22 protein-coding genes are annotated in these 22498 nt (G+C 72.0%); 6 read left to right on the forward strand and 16 right to left on the reverse strand.

Features of this window, described 5'->3' with window-relative positions:
- The first annotated feature begins 156 nt into the window (after positions 1-156).
- The 3 genes from Q3Y56_RS27355 to Q3Y56_RS27365 are packed head-to-tail and all read left to right on the forward strand — an operon-like array spanning position 157 to position 3211.
- Complete coding sequence (locus tag Q3Y56_RS27355) at positions 157-1050, forward strand: carbohydrate ABC transporter permease (protein WP_304464460.1); 894 nt, start codon at positions 157-159, stop codon at positions 1048-1050.
- The gene (locus Q3Y56_RS27360; RefSeq protein WP_304464461.1) at positions 1047-1907 is read left to right on the forward strand and encodes a carbohydrate ABC transporter permease; all 861 of its coding nucleotides are present in this window, start codon (positions 1047-1049) and stop codon (positions 1905-1907) included. The genes Q3Y56_RS27355 and Q3Y56_RS27360 overlap by 4 nt, the downstream gene beginning before the upstream one ends.
- Before the next feature lie 8 nt (positions 1908-1915).
- On the forward strand, positions 1916-3211 hold the full coding sequence (locus tag Q3Y56_RS27365; protein ID WP_304465826.1) for an ABC transporter substrate-binding protein: 1296 nt from the start codon (positions 1916-1918) through the stop codon (positions 3209-3211).
- A 65-nt stretch (positions 3212-3276) separates the two neighbouring features.
- Here the strand turns inward: Q3Y56_RS27365 and erm are convergent, their stop codons facing one another.
- Entirely contained in the window at positions 3277-4098 is an 822-nt protein-coding gene (gene erm, locus Q3Y56_RS27370; RefSeq protein ID WP_304464462.1) for an ErmE/ErmH/ErmO/ErmR family 23S rRNA (adenine(2058)-N(6))-methyltransferase, read from the reverse strand.
- Between the two features lie 479 nt (positions 4099-4577).
- Complete coding sequence (locus tag Q3Y56_RS27375) at positions 4578-6842, reverse strand: MMPL family transporter (RefSeq protein ID WP_304465827.1); 2265 nt, start codon at positions 6840-6842, stop codon at positions 4578-4580.
- 464 nt (positions 6843-7306) lie between these two features.
- Between Q3Y56_RS27375 and Q3Y56_RS27380 the strand changes: the two genes are divergently transcribed.
- Together Q3Y56_RS27380 and Q3Y56_RS27385 are read left to right on the forward strand one after the other, a co-directional pair.
- Entirely contained in the window at positions 7307-8521 is a 1215-nt protein-coding gene (locus Q3Y56_RS27380) for a S8 family peptidase (protein WP_304464463.1), read from the forward strand.
- 187 nt (positions 8522-8708) lie between these two features.
- Complete coding sequence (locus Q3Y56_RS27385) at positions 8709-9332, forward strand: DsbA family protein (protein ID WP_304464464.1); 624 nt, start codon at positions 8709-8711, stop codon at positions 9330-9332.
- A 34-nt stretch (positions 9333-9366) separates the two neighbouring features.
- Here the strand turns inward: Q3Y56_RS27385 and Q3Y56_RS27390 are convergent, their stop codons facing one another.
- The 14 genes from Q3Y56_RS27390 to Q3Y56_RS27445 form a co-directional block, all read right to left on the reverse strand.
- Complete coding sequence (locus Q3Y56_RS27390) at positions 9367-10140, reverse strand: sirohydrochlorin chelatase (protein ID WP_304464465.1); 774 nt, start codon at positions 10138-10140, stop codon at positions 9367-9369.
- Between the two features lie 15 nt (positions 10141-10155).
- Positions 10156-11121, reverse strand: coding sequence for an ABC transporter permease (locus tag Q3Y56_RS27395; RefSeq protein ID WP_304464466.1), 966 nt, complete (start codon positions 11119-11121; stop codon positions 10156-10158).
- Positions 11108-11917 (reverse strand): ABC transporter ATP-binding protein, encoded by an 810-nt coding sequence (locus Q3Y56_RS27400; RefSeq protein ID WP_304464467.1) that lies wholly within the window; start codon positions 11915-11917, stop codon positions 11108-11110. Before Q3Y56_RS27400 ends, Q3Y56_RS27395 begins: the two co-directional genes overlap by 14 nt.
- A gap of 40 nt (positions 11918-11957) precedes the next feature.
- Entirely contained in the window at positions 11958-13082 is a 1125-nt protein-coding gene (locus Q3Y56_RS27405) for an aliphatic sulfonate ABC transporter substrate-binding protein (protein WP_304464468.1), read from the reverse strand.
- A gap of 213 nt (positions 13083-13295) precedes the next feature.
- Positions 13296-14621: a sulfate adenylyltransferase subunit 1 gene (locus tag Q3Y56_RS27410; RefSeq protein WP_304464469.1), complete on the reverse strand. Its 1326-nt coding sequence runs from the start codon at positions 14619-14621 to the stop codon at positions 13296-13298.
- 2 nt (positions 14622-14623) lie between these two features.
- Complete coding sequence (gene cysD / locus Q3Y56_RS27415; RefSeq protein WP_304464470.1) at positions 14624-15574, reverse strand: sulfate adenylyltransferase subunit CysD; 951 nt, start codon at positions 15572-15574, stop codon at positions 14624-14626.
- On the reverse strand, positions 15571-16104 hold the full coding sequence (cysC, locus tag Q3Y56_RS27420) for an adenylyl-sulfate kinase (RefSeq protein WP_304464471.1): 534 nt from the start codon (positions 16102-16104) through the stop codon (positions 15571-15573). Before cysC ends, cysD begins: the two co-directional genes overlap by 4 nt.
- A 145-nt stretch (positions 16105-16249) precedes the next feature.
- Entirely contained in the window at positions 16250-16948 is a 699-nt protein-coding gene (locus tag Q3Y56_RS27425) for a phosphoadenylyl-sulfate reductase (protein ID WP_304464472.1), read from the reverse strand.
- Positions 16945-17127 (reverse strand): hypothetical protein, encoded by a 183-nt coding sequence (locus tag Q3Y56_RS27430; protein ID WP_304464473.1) that lies wholly within the window; start codon positions 17125-17127, stop codon positions 16945-16947. The genes Q3Y56_RS27425 and Q3Y56_RS27430 overlap by 4 nt, the downstream gene beginning before the upstream one ends.
- Positions 17124-18818, reverse strand: a complete 1695-nt coding sequence (locus Q3Y56_RS27435; RefSeq protein WP_304464474.1) for a nitrite/sulfite reductase — start codon at positions 18816-18818, stop codon at positions 17124-17126. The genes Q3Y56_RS27430 and Q3Y56_RS27435 overlap by 4 nt, the downstream gene beginning before the upstream one ends.
- Before the next feature lie 123 nt (positions 18819-18941).
- Positions 18942-19025 (reverse strand): putative leader peptide, encoded by an 84-nt coding sequence (locus Q3Y56_RS33605; protein WP_369696867.1) that lies wholly within the window; start codon positions 19023-19025, stop codon positions 18942-18944.
- A gap of 91 nt (positions 19026-19116) precedes the next feature.
- The gene (locus Q3Y56_RS27440) at positions 19117-19671 is read right to left on the reverse strand and encodes a GNAT family N-acetyltransferase (protein ID WP_304464475.1); all 555 of its coding nucleotides are present in this window, start codon (positions 19669-19671) and stop codon (positions 19117-19119) included.
- Between the two features lie 36 nt (positions 19672-19707).
- A complete protein-coding gene (locus tag Q3Y56_RS33610; protein ID WP_369696813.1) occupies positions 19708-20025 on the reverse strand; it encodes a helix-turn-helix domain-containing protein in 318 nt (105 codons plus the stop codon).
- Positions 20022-20912 (reverse strand): GAF domain-containing protein, encoded by an 891-nt coding sequence (locus Q3Y56_RS27445; RefSeq protein ID WP_369696814.1) that lies wholly within the window; start codon positions 20910-20912, stop codon positions 20022-20024. The genes Q3Y56_RS33610 and Q3Y56_RS27445 overlap by 4 nt, the downstream gene beginning before the upstream one ends.
- A 172-nt stretch (positions 20913-21084) precedes the next feature.
- Here Q3Y56_RS27445 and Q3Y56_RS27450 point away from each other — a divergent pair, with 172 nt between their 5' ends.
- Positions 21085-22311 carry a YihY/virulence factor BrkB family protein gene (locus Q3Y56_RS27450; RefSeq protein ID WP_304464476.1) on the forward strand — a complete coding sequence of 409 codons (1227 nt, stop codon included), beginning with the start codon at positions 21085-21087 and terminating at the stop codon, positions 22309-22311.
- Positions 22312-22498: the final 187 nt, after the last annotated feature.

Here is a 22498-nt window from a genome sequence, read left to right on the forward strand (position 1 = left end):
AGGTCCGCGTCGAACGGGCCTGCGTAGATCAAGCCAAGTGTCGCACCGCGCGCCACCCCCGCGGCGCTTGACGGCTCCACGCGTCGTCAGCACGATGACGGGGGCCTCCGCACCGGGCGCCCGGCCCCGTCGCGCGCCTGTGAGGAGCCCTCCGCCATGCCGCGTTCTCCCGCCACAGCACCACCGGCTGCCGCGCGGCGCTCAGAAGCCGGCGCCTGGTTCCTGGTGCTGCCCGCGCTGATCCCGATCCTGGTGCTCAGTGTCGGCCCGCTGCTCTACGGCATCGCGCTGGCCTTCACCGACGCCCAGTCCGGCCGTACCGAGCCCACCCAGTGGATCGGCACGCTCAACTTCCAGGACCTGCGCCACGACACCCTCTTCTGGGAGTCGTTCCGGATCGGCCTGCTGTGGGCCGTGGGCGTGACCGTCCCGCAGTTCCTCCTCTCCCTGGGGCTGGCGCTGCTGCTCAACCAGGATCTGCGGTTCCGCTGGGCGGCGCGGGTGCTGGCGATCGTCCCGTGGGCCATGCCCGAGGTCGTCGTCGGCATCATGTGGCGGCTGGTCTACCACCCCGACGCGGGAATCCTCAACGAGGCGCTGGGCACCGAGCGGGACTGGCTCGGCAGCCTCGGCACCGCGCTGCCCGCCGTCATCGTCGTCGGCATCTGGGCCGGGATGCCGCAGACCACGGTGGCCCTGCTCGCCGGGCTCCAGAACGTCCCGCGCGAGCTGCACGAGGCCGCCGAGATGGACGGCGCGGGCCCCTGGCGCCGGTTCCGCACGGTCACCTGGCCGGCCATCCGGCCGGTCGCGCTGGCGATCAGCGCGCTCGGCTTCATCTGGAACGTCAACGCCTTCGCCCTGGTGTACGTGCTCACCAACGGAGGGCCCGGCGGGCGCACCCGGCTGCCGATGCTGTTCGCGTACGAGGAGGCGTTCCGCTACGGGCAGTTCGGCTACGCGGCGGCGATGGGCTGCGTCATGGTCGCGGTCGTCTCGCTCCTGCTCGCCGTCTTCCTCGTCGGCCGACTGAAGGGGGACGACGCATGAGACCCACGGCGAACAGGAGATCCACGGCGAGGCGGCGGGCCGGGCGTGCCGGCCAGTACCTGGCGCTGCTGTGCTATCTCGTCTTCCTCGCCTTCCCGCTGCTGTGGCTGCTCTCCACCGCCTTCAAGCCGCCCCGCGAACTGGCCACTTTGCACCCGACCTGGCTGCCGGAACACCCCACCTGGGACAACTTCCGGCAGGCGTTCGACGAGCAGCCGCTGCTGCGGGCCGCGGCCAACAGCCTGCTCGCGGCGGGCGGCGCGGCGCTCATCGCCGTCGTCCTGGCCACCCCCATGGCGTACGTGATGGCCCGCCGCCGCTCCCTGCTGACGCGGGCGGCCACCGGCTGGGTCGTGGTGAGCCAGGCGTTCCCGTTCGTCCTGGTGATCATCCCGCTGTTCCTGGTCCTCAAGCGCCTGCACCTGATCAACTCGGTGCCCGGACTGGTGCTGGTCTACGTGACGTGGTCGCTGCCGTTCGCCCTGTGGATGCTCACGGGGTACGTACGGGCCGTGCCGGCCGAGTTGGAGGAGGCCGCCGCCGTGGACGGCGCCGGGCGGCTGCGCACGCTGGTGTCCGTCATCGCGCCGCTGCTCGCGCCGGGCATCGTCGCCACCGCGCTGTTCGCGTTCATCACCGCCTGGAACGAGTTCTTCTTCGCGCTCGTCCTGCTCAAGTCCCCGGAGAAGCAGACGATGCCGGTCGTCCTCACCCACTTCCTCGGCGACGAGGGGGTCGCCGACCTCGGACCGCTGGCGGCCGCGTCCCTGCTGGCGACCCTTCCGTCCCTGGTGCTGTTCTCCGTCATCCAACGGCGGATCACCGGCGGGATGCTGGCCGGGGCGGTGAAGAACTGATGGCGCCGGTGCCCCGCCGCTCCCTCCTGGCCGGTGCGCTGGCCGCGTCCGTCGCCGCCGCCCTGCCCGGCTGCTCCGCGCCCAGGCGGCGCGCCGCCGACGGCTCGGTGACCCTGCGCTTCCAGTCGCTGGCCTGGCAGCAGGAGTCGATCGCCGTGAACAGACGGCTGGTGAAGGAGTGGAACGCCGCCCACCCGAAGATCCGGGTCGAGTACGTGCAGGGCGCCTGGGACGGCGTGCACGACCAGCTGCTCACCTCCTTCGAGGGCGGCGAGGCGCCGGACATCATCCACGACGCCTCCGACGACCTCGCGGACTTCGCGTACGGCGGGTTCCTCGCCGACCTGTCCGGACTGCTGCCCCGGCCGCTCAAGGACGACATCCCGGACCACAGCTGGCAGACCACCACCTTCGGCGACGGGGTCTTCGGTGTGCCGTTCCTCCAGGAGCCGCGCGTGATCATGGCCAATCGCACGCTGCTGGAGCGGGCCCGGCTCCGGCTGCCGACAGCCGAAGCGCCGTGGAGCTGGACCGAGTTCGAGGCGGCGGCGGAGCGCCTCACGGGCGACGGGCGGTACGGCGTGGCCTGGCCGTTGAAGGAGCCGGTCTCCGCCACGCTCAACCTCTCGCTGTCCACCGGCGGCCAGGTCTTCCACCGGGGCGCGGACGGCAAGGCGGAGGTCCGGTTCGACGCCCCGGACCAGGAGGTGCCGCGGGTGATCCACGACCAGGTCAACACCGCCCGCACCGCGGCCCGGAGCACGCTCGGCATGGGCGGCTCGGACACCCTGCCCGGCTTCTTCGGCGGCAGATACGCGATGGTGCCGCTCGGCTTCTCCTTCCGCCAGCAGATCCTCCAGCAGGCGCCCGAGGACTTCGCGTGGACCGTGCTGCCCGCGCCCGCCGGCCCCGGCAGGGACCAGCGGCAGGGCGTGAGCCCGCAGACCCTGTCCATCGCCGAGGACTGCCCGTTCAAGGAGGAGGCGGTGGCGTTCCTCGACTTCCTCCTGCGGCCGCGCAACATGGTGCGGCTCGCTCTCGGCGACTGGATGCTCCCCACCGGCCGTGCGGCGCTGGCCGATCCCGCGTTGCGTACGAAGCGCCACGGGTGGGCCACCGGCACCGCGCTCGCCCGCCATCTGCGCCCCGCGCCCGCCCAGTCCGTACGCGGCTACCCGGAGTGGAAGGACAAGATCGCGACCCCGGCGTTCCAGGAGTACTACAGCGGGGCGATCGGCGGGGGCGCGCTGCGGCGGAAGCTGGTGCGGGACGGGAACCTGGTGCTGGCCCGGTACCAGCGGTAGGACCCACCGCCGGCGGGCGTGACCGGCACCCGCAGCGGCCTCGCCCCGCACCGGGGGCCGCAGCCCTACGCGAGCGTTCGGAACACCGTCAGCCACTGGTCCGGGGTCGCATGGGCGACGACCGTGTCCCGCCGCAGCCCCGCTCGGCCGAAGGCCGCGGCGAGCCGCCGCTGCGGCCAGTCACGGCGCAGGGACGCGAACAGCGAGCCGCCGACTCCGGAGAAGCCGAGCTCCACCATCCGTCCGTACGCCGCCCGTTCGGCCGCGTCCGCCAGCAGCGGCGCCGGCCGCCGGTCCAGACGCAGGACGCCGCCGTCGACCCGGGGTACGGGCCGGAAGGCCGTGCGCGGCACGCGCCCGCACAGCCGCCACTCCACCTCCGGCCAGGTCAGCACGGTCAGCAGGCTCCACCGCCCGAAGCCGCCGGTGCGCTTCGCCGCGTACTCCCACTGCGTCAGCAAGGTCGCGGAGGTCAGCCGGGGCGCCCGCAGGCACCAGCGGACGATCTCGGCGGTACGGGCGTAGGGAACGTTGGCCACCACCGCGAACGGGCCGTGCGGCGGCCGGGCGGTCAGGAAGTCCTGGTGCACCACGCGGACATGCGGGTACGCCCCGAGCCGGTCGCGCAGCCCGCCGATGAGGTGCCGGTCGATCTCGTACGCGATCAGCGCGCGGCAGCGCGGCGCGAGCACCTCGGTGAGCGCGCCCTTGCCGGGGCCGACCTCGACCAGCAGACCGGCGGGGTCCGGGTCGGCCGCCCGCAGCACGCCGCGGAGGGCGGCGCGGTCGGTGAGGAAGTTCTGGGAGAGCGTGCGCCGCGCCTGGTCGCGCTCGGAACGGCGCGGGGCATGGGCGGGGGACGGGTGGTGTTTCGGGGTGCGGGCCACAGCCGGCGTCCTTTCGGAAACCGGGCGGGCGGCAGCGCGGATCGGGCCCTGCCGCCCGTCCGGAACGAGTGATTCCTGGACTGGCGGGGGCCCTGGCACAGGGCATGCGCAAGCGAACGGTCAGCAGTCGGCGGATCGGATCGCGCGGCAGCGAAGACGGAAACGCGGGGGAGGCGCGCCGGAGACTCGGTCGAGTACGGGCCGCTCTAAGGGCGTTCGACGCGTCCAGCCCGGTGCCAGGGCACCGGGCCGCGCCGCGGGCGGCGGGTGAGTGGAGTGAAGGCGTGCGCACAGGCCGCCCGGGCGAGGCCACGGGTGTCGACACGGGTGAACACGCCGATGCCGGGACTGCCGCCCATCGGTGAACTCCTCCCGGGCTGTGCGGATACGCGAACTGGTCGCGCGGCGGGAAGGCCGCGCGACCAGTTGACCCTAGGGGCCCGCTCCAGCGGGCCGCAACGGGATTTCTTCCAGCCTCCCTACAGCCGCGCGTGCTGCGGCTCGTACCCCTCATGCCCGGCCGGGCCATACGCCCCCGGAGCCTGGGCCGGGGTGCCGACCGCTCCCGCGGTGAGCGCCGACTCGTCGTGCGACAGGTCGGGCAGCCACCGCAGCCAGGTCGGCAGGTACCAGTTGCGCTCGCCCAGCAGCGCCATGACCGCCGGGAGGAGCACTCCGCGGATCACGGTCGCGTCGATCAGCACCGCGGCCGCCAGCCCGACGCCCATCTGCTTCATGCTCTGCATGGACAGCGTGCCGAAGATCGCGAAGACCGCGACCATGATGACCGCCGCGCTGGTGACCACGCCCGCGGTGGTCACGACGCCGTGGACCACCGCGTCCCTGGTGGTGCGTCCGGCCATCCGCGCCTCGCGGATCCGGGAGACCACGAAGACGTGGTAGTCCATGCTCAGGCCGAACAGGATCACGAAGAGGAACAGCGGCAGCCAGGCCACCACCGCGCCGACCCCCTCCGCGCCGACCAGCCCCGCGCCCCAGCCGTGCTGGAAGACGGCGGTGAGGATGCCGTAGGCGGCGCCCACCGACAGCAGGTTGAGCACGATCGCGGTCACGGCGATCGTCAGCGAGCGGAACGACATCAGCATCAGCAGGAAGGCGAAGACCACGACGAAGGCGAAGACCGGGACCACGGCGGATCCGATCTTGTCGCTGAAGTCCTTGGACGAGGCGGTGGATCCGCCGATCGGGGCGGACACCCCGTCGACCTTGCCCAGGGTCGCCGGACGCACCTCGTCGCGGAGGATGTTCAGGCTCTTCTCGGCTTTGTCCTTGTCCGCGCCGCCGGCCAGCGGGACCTCGATCTCGGCCACGTTCTGCTTGGCGTGCACGGTCACCTTGACCGGCCCCGTGGACGCGCCCTCGCGGACGGCCTGCTGACGGAAGTCGGCGATGGCGGCGCGCACCGGCGCGGCGTTGATGTCGTCTGCCTTGACGATGACCTTGGCGGGGTCGGGGCCGCCGGGGAAGGCCTCGTTCATGTGCTCGTAGGCCGCGACGACCGGCATGGAGCTGTCGAATTCCTGGTCGAGCGCGAGGTTGGCGGTCTTCATCCCGACCGCGGGCAGCGCGAGCAGGATCAGCGCGCCGCCCGCGATGCCGACCGAGAGCTTCGGCCGCCGCAGCACCCGGCCGAGCACCGCGTGCCAGAAGCGGCTCTCGCCGCTGCCGCCGTGCCGGCCGCGGCCCTGCTTGAGGCGGCCCAGGAAGGGCACCCGGCCCTTCTCCACGCGCTCGCCGAGCAGCGACAGCAGCGCGGGCAGCACCGTGAGGGAGCCGATGACCGCGACCGCGACCACCATCAGGGTGGCCAAGCCCATCGCCTTGAAGTCCGCGACACCGGTGAAGAGCATCCCGGCCATCGCGACGATGACGGTGAAGCCGGAGACGAGGACGGCGTGGCCGGAGGTGGCGGCGGCGATCCGCAGCGCCGTCTGGGCGTCGCGCCCCTTCTCCCGCTCCTCCCGCTCGCGTCGCAGGTAGAACAGGCAGTAGTCGACACCGACCGCCAGACCCACCAGCAACATCACGGAGTTGGCGTTGTCACCCATGTGCACCAGGTGGCTGACCACCGCCACCAGGCCGGTGGTGGCCAGGAACGCGGTCATGGCGAGCACGACCGGCAGCAGGGCGGCGACCAGCGCGCCGAAGGCGATCAGCAGGATGCCGAGGGCGACGGGCAGCGCCGAGTACTCCGCCTGCTGGAAGTCGTCGCCGAACGCGTCCTCGAAGGCCTTCTCGCCGCTCGCGTCGCCGAACTGCTCGACCCGCACCTGCCCATAGCCGTCCTTGACCTTCTCCACCGCGTCCAGCACAGGCGCGATGTGGTCCGTCGCCTTGTCCGGATCGCCGCGCATCTCGAACTGGACCAGCGCCGAACGCCGGTCGCCGGATATCGCCTTGGACGCGTACGGCGACTGCACGGCGGTGACCTGGCCGGTGCCGCGGACGGCGTCCACCACGGCCTGGACCGCCTTGCGGAACTCCGGGTCGTCGGCAGTCGGACCGCCGCGCTCCTTCGTCTGGATCAGAACGGTCTCTCCGGCGGGGCTCTCGATGCCCGCCTCATCGAGGATCTTCGAGACCCGCCCCGCCTCGCCGGGCTGGTTCTCGCCCTCCGTCGTGCCGACGCGGCCGGTCATCGCGCCGACGGCCAGCGCCAGAACCACGAACAGCACCCAGCCCCCGACCGCCGTCCAGCGGTGCCGCGCGCTCCAGCCCCCCATGCGGGCCGCGAGCCCCTGTGGTCGTTCCAAGTGGCCCGTGTCCGCCACGACGTCCCCCTCATTCCCTGCCGCGACCCGGTGTCGCCGCCGTACTTCGACGCTACGGCGGCTGATCACGGCGTCCCATCCTGCTGGCTGGTGAACCGAGGTCGAGGAAGCTCCACCCTGCGTAGGGGTGCTAGCCCCACCCCCACGGAAGGGGGCCCCTTACACGTAAAGGGACATGACCCGGAACACCGGGAACAGCGCGCTTTTCCGGGTTGCCGCTGTTCGAAGGGGGTTTGGCGCATGCGGAGCCGTTGGGTATGTCACATGTGTATGTCGCGCCGGGGATGAATCTTGAATTGAGCCCGACAATCGGTCAGGGTTTCGAGCAGCCCGGAGCGGATTCTCCTGTCTCCGGGGGAAGTTGCGGAAAAAACAACTTCCGTCCCCCCACAACCTCACGAGGAGGAACCCTCGTAATGGCAACTCACAAGCGCGTCACCAAGCGCAAGCTGGCCCTCGCGATCACCGCCGCTGCCGCCGTCGCCGGCGGCGCCTTCATAGCCCTCCCGGCCGGCGCCTCGACCCCGGCCGAAGGCAAGGTCTACGGCACCGAGTCCAAGGACGCCATCGACGGCAGCTACATCGTCATGCTCAAGGGCGGCAAGACCATCAAGGCCGCGTCCGAGGGCGAGGACCTGGCCGAGGAGTACGGCGGCGAGGTCAAGCGGACCTACGACTCGGCGGTCAACGGCTTCTCCGCCAGCGGTCTGAGCGAGACCGAGGCCAAGCGCCTCGCGGCCGACCCGGCCGTGGAGAAGGTCGTCCAGAACCACAAGTTCACCATCGACGCCACCCAGGAGAACCCGCCGTCGTGGGGCCTGGACCGCATCGACCAGGCGGACACCGCCGGCGACAGCAAGTACACCTACCCCGACACCGCGGGTGAGGGCGTCACGGCGTACGTCATCGACACCGGTGTGCGCGTCACGCACAAGGACTTCGAAGGCCGCGCCACCTCCGGCTTCGACGCCATCGACAACGACGACAACGCCGACGACGGCAACGGCCACGGCACCCACGTGGCGGGCACCATCGCCGGTGCCGAGCACGGTGTCGCCAAGAAGGCGAAGATCGTCGCCGTCCGCGTCCTGGACGACCAGGGCTCCGGCACCACCGAGCAGGTCGTCGCGGGCATCGACTGGGTCACCCAGAACCACCAGGGCCCCTCCGTCGCCAACATGAGCCTCGGCGGCGGCGCCGACGAGGCCCTGGACGCGGCCGTGCAGAAGGCCATCGCCTCCGGCGTCACCTTCGGCGTCGCCGCGGGCAACGAGTCCACCGACGCCGGCCAGGGCTCCCCGGCCCGGGTCAAGGAGGCCATCACCGTCGCCTCCAGCACCAAGGACGACGAGCAGTCGGACTTCTCCAACTACGGCGAGGTCGTCGACATCTACGCCCCGGGCTCGGACATCACCTCCGCCTGGAACGAGAGCGACGACGCCACCAACACCATCTCGGGTACGTCGATGGCCACCCCGCACGTCGTGGGCGCCGCCGCCGTGTACCTCGGCAACCACCAGGACGCCACCCCTGAGCAGGTCGCGACCGCGCTGACCGAGGGCGCCACCCCGGACAAGATCACCAACCCGAGCGAGGGCACGCCCAACAAGCTGCTCAAGGTCGTCGAGTAAGTCGAGTAGTCAGGCAAGCCGAGTACATCGGCTGAGCCCTGCCTCGCGGTATCGAGCATCCGGCCGGCCGTCGCACCCCACCCTGACGGGGCGCGGCGGTCGGCCGGCCCGTTGCGGCAGGTGGCCCACGGAACCCCATCGCCAATGGCCCGTTTCCCAGGACCAGTAGCCGACTACGCTCACCGTCATGACAACGCAGAGCACCACCGCACCCAAGGTCGACTTCTACTTCGACCCCGTCTGCCCCTTCGCCTGGATCACCTCCCGCTGGATCATGGAGGTCGAGCGGCAGCGCGAACTCTCCCTGCGCTTCCGCGTGATGAGCCTGTCCGTACTCAACGAGGGCCGCGAGGACCTCCCCGAGCGCTACAAGCAGCTGCTGGACAAGGGCTGGGGGCCGGTACGCGTCTGCATAGCGGCCGCGCGGCACCACGGCGAGGAGGTCCTGCGCGACCTCTACACCGCGCTCGGCACCCGCATCCACGACCAGGGGAACAAGGACACCGAAGCGGTGCTGCGGGAGGCCCTCGCCGAGGTCGGCCTGCCCGCCGAACTGGCCGCCGCCGCCTCGTCGACCGAGTACGACGAGGAACTGCGCAAGAGCCACCACGAGGGCATGGACCCGGTCGGCGAGGACGTCGGCACCCCCACCCTGCACATCGACGGGGTCGCGTTCTTCGGCCCGGTCCTCAGCGCGATCCCGCGCGGTGAGGACGCGCTGCGGATCTTCGAGGGCGCGCGGTTGCTCGCGGGCTACCCGAAGTTCTTCGAGCTCAAGCGGACCCGTACCGGGGGCTTGGACTTCAGCTGACGCGCCCCGGCGCACCCGCCGTCGGCGCCGCGGCTCAGGCCGTCAGCGCCGCACGCGGGCGGGCCGCGGCTCCGTCGTAGCGCCGCAGCAGCAGCCGGGCCAGCTCCGGGCAGGGGCCCAGGACATCGGCCGTGACGTCGGCGCCCGCCGCCCGCGCCCCCTCGGCGATCCGGTCCGGCAGCCGGCCCGGCGCGATGACGTACGGCGCGACGGCGACCCGCCGCACGCCCTCGGCGCGCAGCGCCCGTACCGCGTCCTCAGTACGGGGATAGCCCGCGGCGGACACAGCGGAGGCGAACGCAGGCCGCACGGCGCACCAACCGGTGTGCCGCCACTCCCGCGCGATTTCTGCGATCACTGCGATCGCCTCCGGGTCGGTGGAGCCCGCCGAGGCCAGGACGACCCCGGTCGAGCCACGTTCGGCCGGATCGGACGGATCCAGTCCGGCCTCGGCCAGCCGCCGCTCGAGGGCGGCGGTCAGCAGCGGCGAAGGCCCGAGGACCTCGGCCCGCCGCACGGACAGCCACGGGTGCCGCGCCGCGGCCTCCCGCAGCACCGCGGGGATGTCGGCCTTCGCGTGGAAGGCGCGGGTGAGCAGCAGCGGCAGCGCCACCACCTCCCGCGCCCCGTCCGCCGCCAGCCGCGACAGGACCTGGGGCACGCTCGGCGCGTTGAAGTCCAGGAACGCCGTCTCCACGCGCAGCCCCGGCCGCAGCGACCGCACCCGCGCGGTGAGCGCGGTGACGGTCGCCGCGTGCCGCGGATCGCGGCTGCCGTGGGCGATGACGAGCAGGACAGGAGCGGTCATGGGATCAGCCGGGCCCTACCGCGCGGCGGCCAGCAGTCCGCGGCTGCGCAGCACCCGGCGCTCGATGGGCGCGAACACCAGCAGCTCGATGGCGACGCCGACGAACAGGATGAGGATGATGCCGAGCAGCACGCCCGCCATGTCGGAGTTGTTGCGCTGGTTCTCCAGGTACTGCCCCAGCCCCAGCCCCAGATCGGGCGACTTGGCGATGATCTCGGCGGCCATCAGGGACCGCCAGGAGAACGCCCAGCCCTGCTTCAGCCCTGCGACATAGCCCGGCAGCGCGGCGGGCAGCAGGACGTGCCGGGCGCTGGTCAGGCCCCGGGCGCCGAGGGTCCGCCCGGCGCGCAGGAACAGCGGCGGCACCTGGTCGATGCCGGCGACCAGCCCGTTGGCGATGGAGGGGACCGCGCCGAGCAGGATGACGGTGTACATCATCTGGTCGTTGAGGCCCACCCACATCACGGCGGGCGCCACCCAGGCGACCGACGGCAGCGACTGCAGCCCGGACAGGATCGGCCCGATGGCGGCCCGGACGAACGTCACCCGCGCCACGATCAGCCCCAGCGGGGTGCCGATGGCCAGCGCGATGAGGAAGCCGAACAGACCGCGCGAGACGCTGGTCCACACGATGTCCAGCAACTCGCCCCGCACCCACAGCAGGTGCAGCGCGTCCCAGACCTTCGACGGGTCCGGCAGCTTGTAGTCGTCGGTGACCTTCGCCCAGACCAGGCCCTTCCAGACGGCCAGCACCAGCGCGACGGCCACGATGGGCGGCAGCACCTTCTGAACGAGGACCTGGGTCACGGGCGTACGGCGGACCTGGACCGTCTCCAGCGCGTCGAGGCCCGCCTCCAGGCCCGCGAGGTCGCCGCCCGCGGAATCACCGGCCCGGGCGGCCCCGTCCGGCTTCTCCAGGGCGGCGGTCGCCACCGGGGCGGTCTCCCGCGGCGTCTCGCCGGTGGTCTCAGCGCTGGCCATGGCGGCGGATCTCCCCACGCAGTTGTTCGGTGATCTCGACGGACAGGTCCGCGACGGCCGCGTCCTCGATACGGCGCGGCTGCGGGATGTCGACCCGCCACTCACGGACGACCCGCCCCGGGCGGGAGGAGAGCAGCACCACGCGCTGGGCGAGCCGGACCGCCTCCCGGACGTTGTGCGTGACGAACACGATCGACACGCCCGTCTCGCTCCAGATCCGGGTGAGCTCCTCGTGCAGGACGTCGCGGGTGATGGCGTCCAGGGCCGCGAACGGCTCGTCCATCAGCAGCACGTCGGAGTCCTGCGCGAGCGCGCGGGCCAGGGCGACCCGCTGCCGCATGCCGCCGGACAGCTCGTGCACGCGCTTGCCGTACGCGCCGCCCAGCCGCACCAGCTCCAGCAGCCGCTCCGCCTCGGGGCGGCGCGCGGCGCGCGGCACCCCGCGCAGCCGCAGCGCCAGTTCGATGTTCCGGCCCGCGGTGAGCCAGGGGAACAGCGCGTGCTCCTGGAACATCAGGGCCGGGCGGCCGCCGGGGACCTCGATCTCCCCGGCGGTCGGCCGGTCCAGTCCCGCGACCAGGTTCAGCAGGGTCGACTTGCCGCAGCCCGACGCCCCGAGCAGGCACACGAACTCGCCGGGCCGCACCTCGAGGTTGATGTCCTCGAGGACGGGCTGCGCGGCGGTTCCGGGCCGGCCGAACACCTTGTGCACATGGCCGATCCGGACGGCTGCGGGCGCGGTCGCCGCCGCGGTGTCCGGCGCGTCGGTCTTCTCGGTGGTCAGAGCCGTGGCCATCAGGTCACCTCCTGGTACGTACGCGGGAGTTCGGACGGAACTACTGCTCACCGAGACCGGCGGCGGAGACGGTCGGCCTGCCCTCGCCCTTGAGGACCTTGTTCAGCGGCCGCAGGTCGTAGATGCCCTTGAGGTCGGGCTCCTCCAGCAGGCCCGCCCGCACCGCGTGGTCGGCCTCGGTGCTCAGGGTCCTGGCGAGCGGGTCGTCGATGACCTCGATGCTGCGCCACGCCGGGTCGATCACCTCGGCCGGCAGCGCCTTGCCGGTCTCGGTCTCCAGCGCCTCGTTGGCCGCGGCCTTCGCCTGGTCCGGGTTGTCCTTGATCCACTGGTTGGTCCTCACCGAACCGCGCAGCACGGCCTCGACCACGTCGGGGTGCTTCTCCAGGAACGACTGCTTGACGATCACGTTGGTGATCACGAACTTCCTGTCCGGCCACAGCGTGGACTCGTCCAGCAGCACCTTGCCGCCCTCGGCGACCAGCTTGGAGGCGGTCGGCTCCGGCACCCACGCGCCGTCGATGGAGCCGGACTTGTAGGCGTCCGGGGTCACCTTGTTGTCCGTACGGACCACGGAGACGTCGCCCTTGCCGCTCTGCGCGTCGACGTCCCAGCCGCGCTCCGAGATCCAGTTGAGGAACGCCACGTCCTGGGTGTTGCCGAGCTGCGGCGTGGCGATCTTCTTGCCCTTGAGGTCGTCAAGGGTCTTGATCTTCTTGGGGTTGACGACGAGCTTCACGCCGCCGGACGCCGAACCCGCGATGATCTTCAGGTTCTTGCCGTGCGACTTCGCGTAGCCGTTGATGGCCGGGGACGGGCCGATCCAGCCGATGTCGAGGGAACCGGCGTTGAGCGCCTCGATCTCGGAGGGGCCCGCGTTGAAGACGTACGGCTTGATCTGGGTGCCGCCCAGCTCCTTCTGGATCAGGCCGTTCTGGAGGCCGACCAGCGCGGTGGCGTGGGTGAGGTTGGCGAAGTACCCGATCCTCACCTGGTCCAGACCGCCGATCTTCGCGCCCTTGGCGGCCGGCACGGTCTTGTCGTCCTTCTTCTCCGAGCCGTAGCCGCAGGCGCCGAGCGTGCCGATCAGCAGCGGGAGGACGGCGGCGGCCGCGAACAGGCGCCGACGGGGCGATCTGGGCTGAGCGGTGCGGACAGCGGACACGGGGAGGGTCCTCTCGGCGGGCCGGGGGTACGTCAGGGGACGCCCGGCAGTTCGGCGTACGGCGGTGGGCGGAGCTCAACGGACGGCTGAGCGGATGGCACGGAGCGCGTCAGCCCGCACATCGGCTGACTCCGCCCTCGCCGCTGCCCAGGGCGCCGCTGCCGATCCGGCCGCCCTCCTTGGCGAAGGTCGCGTAGACGTCAGTGATCATGATCAGAAGTCCCAGCCGTCGTCGTCGGCGGGGGCGGGCGCGGCGGCGGAGGCGAAGGACGCGCCCGCCATGCCGGCCGTCAGGGTCGTCCCGTCGGCCGGGTCGATCAGCAGGAAGGAACCGGTGCGGCGGGAGTCGGCGTAACCGTCGAGCGCGAGCGGCTCGGCGGTGCGCACCACCACCCGGCCGATGTCGTTGGCGGACAGCTCGCCGGGGGCCGGGTGCTGGGAGAGGTCGTCCAGGGTCAGCCGGGACGGGATGTCCTTCACGATCGCCTTGACCGTACGGGTGGTGTGCTTGAGCAGCACCCGCTCGCCGACCCGCAGCGGACGGTCGTGCAGATGGCACACCGTCGCCTCCACGTCCCGGGTGGTGGCGGGGGCGGCGGCGCTCGGCGCGATCAGGTCGCCGCGTGAGACGTCCACATCGTCGGCGAGCCGCAGCGTCACCGACTGCGGCGCCCACGCCACGTCCACGGCCTCGCCGAGCGCGTCGATCCCGGCGATCGTGCTCGTACGGCCCGAGGGCAGCACGGTCACCGGCTCGCCCACGCGCAGCACGCCGGCGGCGATCTGGCCCGCGTAGCCGCGGTAGTCGGGGTGCTCGGCGGTCTGCGGGCGGATGACGTACTGGACCGGGAAGCGGGCCGGGTCCGCCGACGGGTCGGTGCCCACCGGCACGGTCTCCAGGTGCTCCAGCACCGTCGGCCCGCCGTACCAGTCCATGTTCGCCGACGGGGTCACCACGTTGTCCCCGGCCAGCGCGGAAATCGGGATCGCCGTGATCTCAGGTACGCCGAGGGAGGCGGCGTACGTGGTGAACTCCTCGGCGATGGCGGCGAACACCGGCTCCGCGTAGTCCACCAGGTCCATCTTGTTGACGGCGAGGACGACGTGGGGCACCCGCAGCAGGGCCGCGACGGCCGCGTGGCGCCGGGTCTGCTCCACCACGCCGTTGCGCGCGTCGACCAGCACCACGGCCAGCTCGGCGGTGGAGGCGCCGGTGACCATGTTGCGGGTGTACTGCACATGGCCGGGGGTGTCGGCGAGGATGAACCGCCGCCGGGGCGTGGCGAAGTAGCGGTAGGCGACATCGATGGTGATGCCCTGCTCGCGCTCGGCCCGCAGCCCGTCGGTCAGCAGCGCCAGGTCCGGGGCGGTCGCGCCGCGGCTGCGCGAGGCGTGCTCGACGGCCTCCAACTGGTCGGCCAGGACCGACTTGGAGTCGTGCAGCAGCCGGCCCACCAGCGTGGACTTGCCGTCGTCGACCGATCCGGCGGTGGCGAAGCGCAGCAGCGAGGTGGCCGCTGTCTGGGCAGTAGTGGTCATGATCAGAAGTACCCCTCGCGCTTGCGGTCCTCCATCGCGGCCTCCGACAGCTTGTCGTCGGCCCGGGTGGCGCCCCGCTCGGTCAGCCGGGACGCGGCGATCTCCTCGATGACCTGCTCGATGGTCACCGCGTCGGAGTCGACCGCTCCGGTGCAGGACATGTCGCCGACCGTGCGGTAGCGCACCAGCCGGGTCTGCACGGCCTCGCCGTCCTTCGGGCCGCCCCACTCGCCGGGCGCCAGCCACATGCCGTTCCGCGAGAACACCTCGCGCTCGTGTGCGTAATAGATCGCCGGCAGGTCGATCTTCTCGCGGGCGATGTACTGCCACACGTCCAGCTCGGTCCAGTTGGACAGCGGGAAGACGCGCACGTGCTCGCCGGGGGAGTGCCGGCCGTTGTACAGCTGCCACAGCTCGGGGCGCTGGCGGCGCGGGTCCCAGCCGCCGAACTCGTCACGGAGGCTGAACACCCGCTCCTTGGCGCGGGCCTTCTCCTCGTCCCGCCGCCCGCCGCCGAAGACCGCGTCGAAGCGGTGGGACTCGATGGCGTGCAGCAGCGGCACGGTCTGCAGCGGGTTGCGGGTGCCGTCCGGGCGCTCGCGCAGCGTCCCCGCGTCGATGAACTCCTGTACGGACGCGACGTGGAGCCGCAGCCCGTGCTCGGCGACCGTGCGGTCCCGGTAGGCGATGACCTCGGGGAAGTTGTGCCCGGTGTCCACGTGCAGCAGCGAGAACGGCACCGGCGCGGGCGTGAACGCCTTGAGTGCCAGATGCAGCATGACGATGGAGTCCTTGCCGCCGGAGAACAGGATCACCGGCCGCTCGAACTCCCCCGCCACCTCGCGGAAGATGTGCACCGCCTCGGCTTCCAGCGCGTCGAGGTGGGACAGCGCGTACGGATTGTCGGTGTGCGCGTTGTCGATGTGCGCGTTGTCGGTGTGCGCGTCGCTCACGCCAGACCCCTTTCCACGAGCAGCGCGTGCAGCGCCGCGGCGGACTCCGCCACCGACTGGTGCTGGGACTCGATCCGCAGGTCGGGCGCCTCCGGCTGCTCGTAGGGGTCGTCGACCCCGGTGAGCCCGGAGATCTCGCCCGCCGCCTGCTTGGCGTACAGCCCCTTCACGTCCCGCACCGAGCACACCTCGACCGGCGTGGCGACGTGCACCTCCAGATAGGGCGTGCCCTCGCTCTGGTGGCGCCCCCGCACCGCCTCGCGGCTGTCCGCGTACGGCGCGATGACCGGCACCAGCGCCTTCACACCGTTGCTGGCCAGCAGCTCGGCGACGAAGCCGATCCGCTGCACGTTGGTGTGCCGGTCCGCGCGGCTGAACCCCAGCCCCGCGGAGAGGAACTCGCGGATCTCGTCGCCGTCCAGCACCTCGACCCGGTGGCCCTCGCCGCGCAGCCGCTCGGCCAGCGCATACGCGATGGTGGTCTTGCCCGCGCTGGGCAGGCCGGTGAGCCAGATCGTGGCGCCCGTCACGTGAGTTCTCCCGCCGTCTCTCCCCGGGGTACGGCCCCAGGTCCCCCGTGTGTCTTACCAGGGGAATGGTTGTCCGAGGCAACCCCTGCCTGCCCCAGAGCGATGTCAGGGGCTGCCGTCACCGACTCGGATCGTTGCGTTCCGGTCATGTGTGCAGCCCGCATTCGGTCTTGCCGAGGCCCGCCCAGCGGCCGGCGCGCGCGTCCTCGCCCTCCAGCACCCGGCGGGTGCAGGGTGCGCAGCCGACCGAGGCATAGCCGTCCGTCAACAGCGGGTTGGTGAGCACACCGTGGTCGGCGACGTACCCGTCCACATCGGCCTGCGTCCAGCGGGCGATGGGAGAGATCTTCACCTTGGCCCGATGGGCATCCCATCCGACGACGGGAGTTGACGCCCGCGTCGGCGATTCGTCGCGGCGCAGCCCGGTGGCCCAGGCGTCGTATCCGGCCAGTCCCGCTTCGAGGGGTCGCACCTTGCGCAAGGAGCAGCACAGATCGGGATCGCGGTCGTGCAACCGGGGGCCGTACGCGGCGTCCTGCTCCGCGACGGACTGGCGGGGAGTGAGAGTGATCACGTTGACGTCCATGACCGCGGCCACCGCGTCCCGCGTGCCGATGGTCTCGGGGAAGTGGTAGCCGGTGTCGAGGAAGACCACGTCCACCCCCGGCAGGGCGCGGGAGGCCAGGTGCGCGACCACCGCGTCCTCCATGGAGGAGGTCACGCAGAAGCGCGACCCGAAGGTGTCGGCCGCCCAGCGCAGGATCTCCAGGGCCGGGGCGTCCTCCAGCTCCCGGCCCGCGCGCTCGGCCAGTGCCTGTAGCTCCGTCGCGTGCAGGTCCGTCATATCGCGGTGGCCCCTTCGTGAGGATCGCGCCGCAGGCCCTTGGCCAGCAGCCCGAGGAACGACAGACGGAACGCGCGGTTGCAGGACGCGCATTCCCACGCCCCGTGGCCCTCGGTGGAGGGCCGCAGGTCCTCGTCCGCGCAGTACGGGCAGTAGAAGGGAGCGGCTCGCTCACTCATGACAGGTCCTCCTCCGCGGCGCGCGCCACCCACGTCGCGAACCGCTCGCCCTCGGCGCGCTGTTCGGCGAACCGGGTGAGCACCCGCTCGACGTAGTCGGGCAGTTCGGCCGAGGTGACCTTCAGGCCGCGGACCTTGCGGCCGAACCCGGCCTCCAGGCCCAGCGCGCCGCCCAGGTGCACCTGGAAGCCCTCCACCTGGTTGCCGTCGGCGTCCAGGACCAGCTGCCCCTTGAGACCGATGTCCGCGACCTGGATACGGGCGCAGGCGTTCGGGCAGCCGTTGATGTTGATGGTGATCGGCTCGTCGAAGTCCGGCAGCCGCCGCTCCAGTTCGTCGATGAGCGAGGCGCCGCGGGCCTTGGTCTCCACGATCGCCAGCTTGCAGAACTCGATGCCGGTGCAGGCCATCGTGCCGCGCCGGAACGGCGAGGGACCGACCCGCAGGTCCAGCGACTCGAGGCCGGCCACCAGCGACTCGACCTGCTCCCGCGCCACATCGAGCACGATCATCTTCTGCTCGGCGGTGGTCCGCAGCCGTCCGGAGCCGTGCTCCTCCGCGAGTTCGGCGATCTTGGTGAGGAGGGCGCCGTCCACCCGGCCGACCCGCGGGGCGAACCCGACGTAGAACCGGCCGTCCTTCTGGCGGTGCACGCCGACGTGGTCGCGCCAGCGCTCCACGGGCTGGGCGGGCGGCGGGCCGTCGACGAGCCTCCGCCCCAGGTACTCCTCCTCCAGGACCTGGCGGAACCGCGCAGCGCCCCAGTCGGCGACCAGGAACTTCAGCCGCGCCCGGGTGCGCAGCCGCCGGTAGCCGTAGTCGCGGAAGACGGAGATGACGCCCTCGTAGACGTCGGGCACCTCGTCCAGCGGCACCCACGTGCCCAGCCGCACCCCGATCTTGGGGTTGGTCGACAGCCCGCCGCCCACCCACACGTCGAAGCCGGGGCCGTGCTCGGGGTGTTCGACGCCGACGAACGCGACGTCGTTGATCTCGTGCGCCACGTCCAGCAGCGGCGAGCCGGAGACCGCGGACTTGAACTTGCGGGGCAGGTTGGAGAAGGCGGGGTTTCCCACGATCCGGCGGTGGATCTCGTCGATCGCCGGGGTGCCGTCGATGATCTCGTCCTCGGCGATACCGGCGACCGGAGAGCCCAGGATCACGCGGGGGGTGTCGCCGCACGCCTCGGTGGTGGACAGCCCGACGGCCTCCAGCCTGCGCCAGATCTCGGGTACGTCCTCGATCCGGATCCAGTGGTACTGGATGTTCTGCCGGTCGGTGATGTCGGCGGTCCCGCGGGCGAACTCCTGGGAGATCTCGCCGATGACGCGCAGCTGCTCGGTGGTCAGCCGGCCGCCGTCGATCCGGACCCGGAGCATGAAGAACGCGTCATCCAGCTCCTCCGGCTCCAGGATCGCCGTCTTGCCGCCGTCGATGCCGGGCTTGCGCTGCGTGTACAGCCCCCACCAGCGCATCCGGCCGCGCAGGTCGGCGCCGTCGATGGAGTCGAAGCCACGGTGCGCGTAGATCGTCTCAATACGTGTCCGCACATTGAGACCGTCGTCGTCCTTCTTGAACTGCTCGTTGCCGTTGAGGGGCGTGAAGTGACCCGCGGCCCACTGCCCCTCGCCGCGGTGGCGGCTCGCCTTGCGGCGGGGTGCGGCGGTAGGGGGCGTCGGGGTGTCAGCCATGGCAGGTACGTCCTTCGGGACTGCGGAGAGCGGCTCTGACCAGTGCATTCGCGCAGCGGGCGCGGCAGTGCAGGTACGGAGAGACGAGAGAGAAGTCGGCAGAAGTGCGGCGGCGCTGGGTCGTCAGCCCGCCGGACACATGGCGCTGGACATGCGGCAGAGGTCGACGTGTCGCCGACTCACCAAGTCAATTCCAGCTCCGGACATGACCGAAAGCGTGGCACGGCTGTCTCGGGAGCGTCCACCACTATCCAATATGTGGACGTGACTGTACTGGATAGTGAGATGACGGTCTTGGTCACGCCCCTGCGGCGGGCTCCACCTTCGTGTCGTACAACCGGAAGCCCCGGCGCTCGTAATTGGCCATCGCGTGCGGCCCGTCCAGGCTGCAGGTGTGCAGCCAGACCCGCGTGGTGGCCGGCAGGTCCGGCCGGCGCTCCGCCAGGTCCCACGCCCTGGCGATGCCGTAGCTCAGCAGGTGACCGCCGATCCCGCGGCCCCGGAAGTCCGGGAGCAGCCCGAAGTAGGCGATCTCCACCACCCCCGCGCCCTGGGCCTCGAATTCGATGTACCCGGCGGGCGTGCCGCGCTCGTACGCCACCCACGTCTCGACGCCCGGCCGCTCCAGGAACTCGCGCCACCGCTCCCGCGGCCACGGCAGCCGGTCCGTCCACGCGATGTCCCCGCCCACCGCCGTGTACAGAAAGCGGCTGAACTCGGGGCTCGGCACCTCGGCCCGGACGATCCGCACGCCCGCCGACGCCGGGGGCTCCGCCGCGGGACGCAGGTCCTCCGGCGCGGTCTGCTCCAGGTACCAGGTCGTGACCGTGCCGGCAGGGGCGTGCTCGTTCATGGCCCTCAGCTAATCATGTCCATGCTCTTCGGCCAATCACGTCCAGCGCGCGGCCAGCACCGCGGGCGCCGTGGACCCGGGCAGCAGGTCGGCGGGTCGCGCCGGGCGCAGCACCTCCACCTCCACGCTGTCGGCGAAGCGGTACGGGCGATGCGCCAGCACCCCGCCCACCGTACGCCGCAACCGGGACATCTCCGCCCGTACCGTGACAGTCCGTGAGGAATCCCCGAACAGATCGGACGCCAGTTGCGCCGCCCCGCGCCCCTCCCGGTGCAACGCGAGGACCAGCAGCAGCTCGGTGTGGCGCGGGCTCAGCTCATGCGACCAGCTGCCCGCGGCCCCCGAGACGGTCACCGTCCACGCCCGCCGCCCCCGCACGTCCAGCACCACCCGGCTCGGCGCCGCCGCCGGCTCCGTCCCGCCGACCCGCACCAGCCAGCCGCCGGGCAGCGGCTCCAGCGAGCACGCGCCCAGCGTCGGCAGCCAGACCGGCCCGGCCTGCGCGTTCTTCGGCAGCGCCACCCGCTCGGGGGTGCCATGCCGGTCACCGCCACCGGCCACCCCGCGGCGTCCACCGCCAGCGCCGTGCCCGCCAGCCGGGCGAGTACCGGCGCCGCCACGGTCCGCAGCCGCTCGATCGAGGCCCAGTGCCGCGCCCGCAGCTCCCCCTCGGCGACCCGCGCCACGGCCGCCACCAGCGCCAGCGTCGACGGGTGCGCGATGCCCGCCGGGCCGGTCACGTTCACCACCCCCAGCAGCCTGCCGTCCCGCGGGTCGTGCAGCGGGGCCGCCGCGCACGCCAGGGTGCGCAGCGCGTGCACGAAGTGCTCGTCGGCCAGCACCTGCAACGGGCGGCGGGTCACCAGCGACGTACCGATGCCGTTGGTCCCGGTCGACTCCTCGGCCCAGAACGCGCCCTCGGCCAGGTCCAGCCGCTCCGCGCTGCGCCGCACCGCCCGGCTGCCCTCCTGCCACAGCACGCAGCCCTGGACGTCGGTGACCACCATGACGTGCCGCTCGTCGTCGGTGAGCGGCCGCAGCCCCTCCCGCAGGTGCGGCATCAGCTCCGCCAGCGGGGAACCGTGCCGCCGGTGCGCGACCCGGTCGGCGGACAGCGGCCGGGCGGACCGGCCGCCGTCGGGGTCGATGCCGTGGTCCAGCGACCGCGACCACGACTCGGCGATCACCGGGCGCGTGTGCGCGGCGAGCGGTATGACCCGGTCCGTATGCGTGGGGTTCACGCTCTCATGGTGCCGTCGCCGGGGTGTGCCGTGCCGTACCAACGTGAAGATCGGTTGCAACGCGGCGCAACGTTTGCGGACGGGGGCGCCCGGATCGGACAGTGGAGCCCGCGAGCGGAGGGTGGTGCCGAGTCGGCGCGGCATCACTCTTCGCCGCGGATACGGTTATAAGGTGCAGCCTGCAGAAGAACCAGCGGAACCGCCCGCGGAGCAGCCCCCGGGGCGGCTCCACAGGGCCCGCGCTCTCACCCGCAACGTGTCCAAACGCAAGACGGCCTGGCTGCTGCTGAAAGACACCGTCAACGCCTGCGTCGAGTACCGGGTCACCGGGCTCGCCGCGGAAGCCGCCTTCTTCACCCTGTTGTCGCTGCCACCGCTGCTGCTCGGCCTGATCGGGCTGCTCGGCTACATCGACGCCTGGACCGACACCCACACCGTCGCCACCATCAGGGACCACATCCTCGACGCGTCGGGGACCGTGCTGTCGGAGAGGGGCGTGCGGGAGATCGCCCGGCCGCTGCTGGACGACGTCATCGAGGGCGGCCGCCCCGACGTCATCTCGCTCGGCTTCGCCATCGCCCTGTGGTCCGGGTCGCGCGCCGTCAACGTCTTCGTCGACACCATCACCGTGATGTACGGGCTCGAAGGGCACCGCGGCATCGTCAGGACCCGGCTGCTGGCCTTCCTGCTCTACCTCGTCGCCTTGATCGTGGGGGCCGTCGCGCTGCCGCTGATGGTGGTCGGACCCGACGCCGTGGTGGGCATCGTGCCCTGGAGCGGGACGCTGGTCCGCCTCCTGTACTGGCCCGTGGTGATACTGCTGTCCATCGCCTTCCTCACCACGCTCTACCACGTGTCCGTGCCGGTGCGGTCGCCGTGGCGGGAGGACATCCCGGGCGCGCTGATCGCGCTCACGATGTGGGTGCTCGGCAGCTTCCTGCTGCGCATCTACCTCACCCACACCATCGAGGGGCCCACGATCTACGGCTCGCTGGCCGCCCCCGTCGCCGTCCTGCTGTGGATCGGGATCTCCGCCTTCGCGGTGCTGGTCGGCGCCGCCGTCAACGCGGCCATCGACCGGGTGTGGCCGTCGGTGGCCATCGCCGCGGCCCGCGCCGAGCACGCGCGGCGGATACAGGCCGAGGCGCGCGAGGCGGCGGCCCGCAAGGCGGCGGAGTACATGCGTCACGCGGGGGAGGGGAGCGACGGCGACGACGACGGTGACGGCGGTTACGGCGGCTACGGGGACGACGGCGAGGCGCCGGACGACTGGCCGGACGTCCCGCCGCCGTCGGAGTTCCCCGAGCGCTGGGCCCAGTTCCTGCCGCCGGAGGACGTCCGCGCACGGCTGCACACGCGGCGCGACGAGGAGGGCGCGCCGCCGCGGAAAACCGGTTGACGGGGCGCCGAGCCCCCGGGCTAGGGTGACCGGGTGAGCGACGGCCCCACGCCGTCGCCAACGACCATGGGACAACAGGGAGGTGAGGACCGTGACGACTGTCGAAGCGGTGGGCGCTGCCCACGACCTCCAGCCACCATTCCTCACCTCTGTGGCCCCGGCCTGACGTCTCGCCGGGACCACCCTC

The organism is Streptomyces sp. XD-27, assembly GCF_030553055.1.
GTDB lineage: Bacteria > Actinomycetota > Actinomycetes > Streptomycetales > Streptomycetaceae > Streptomyces.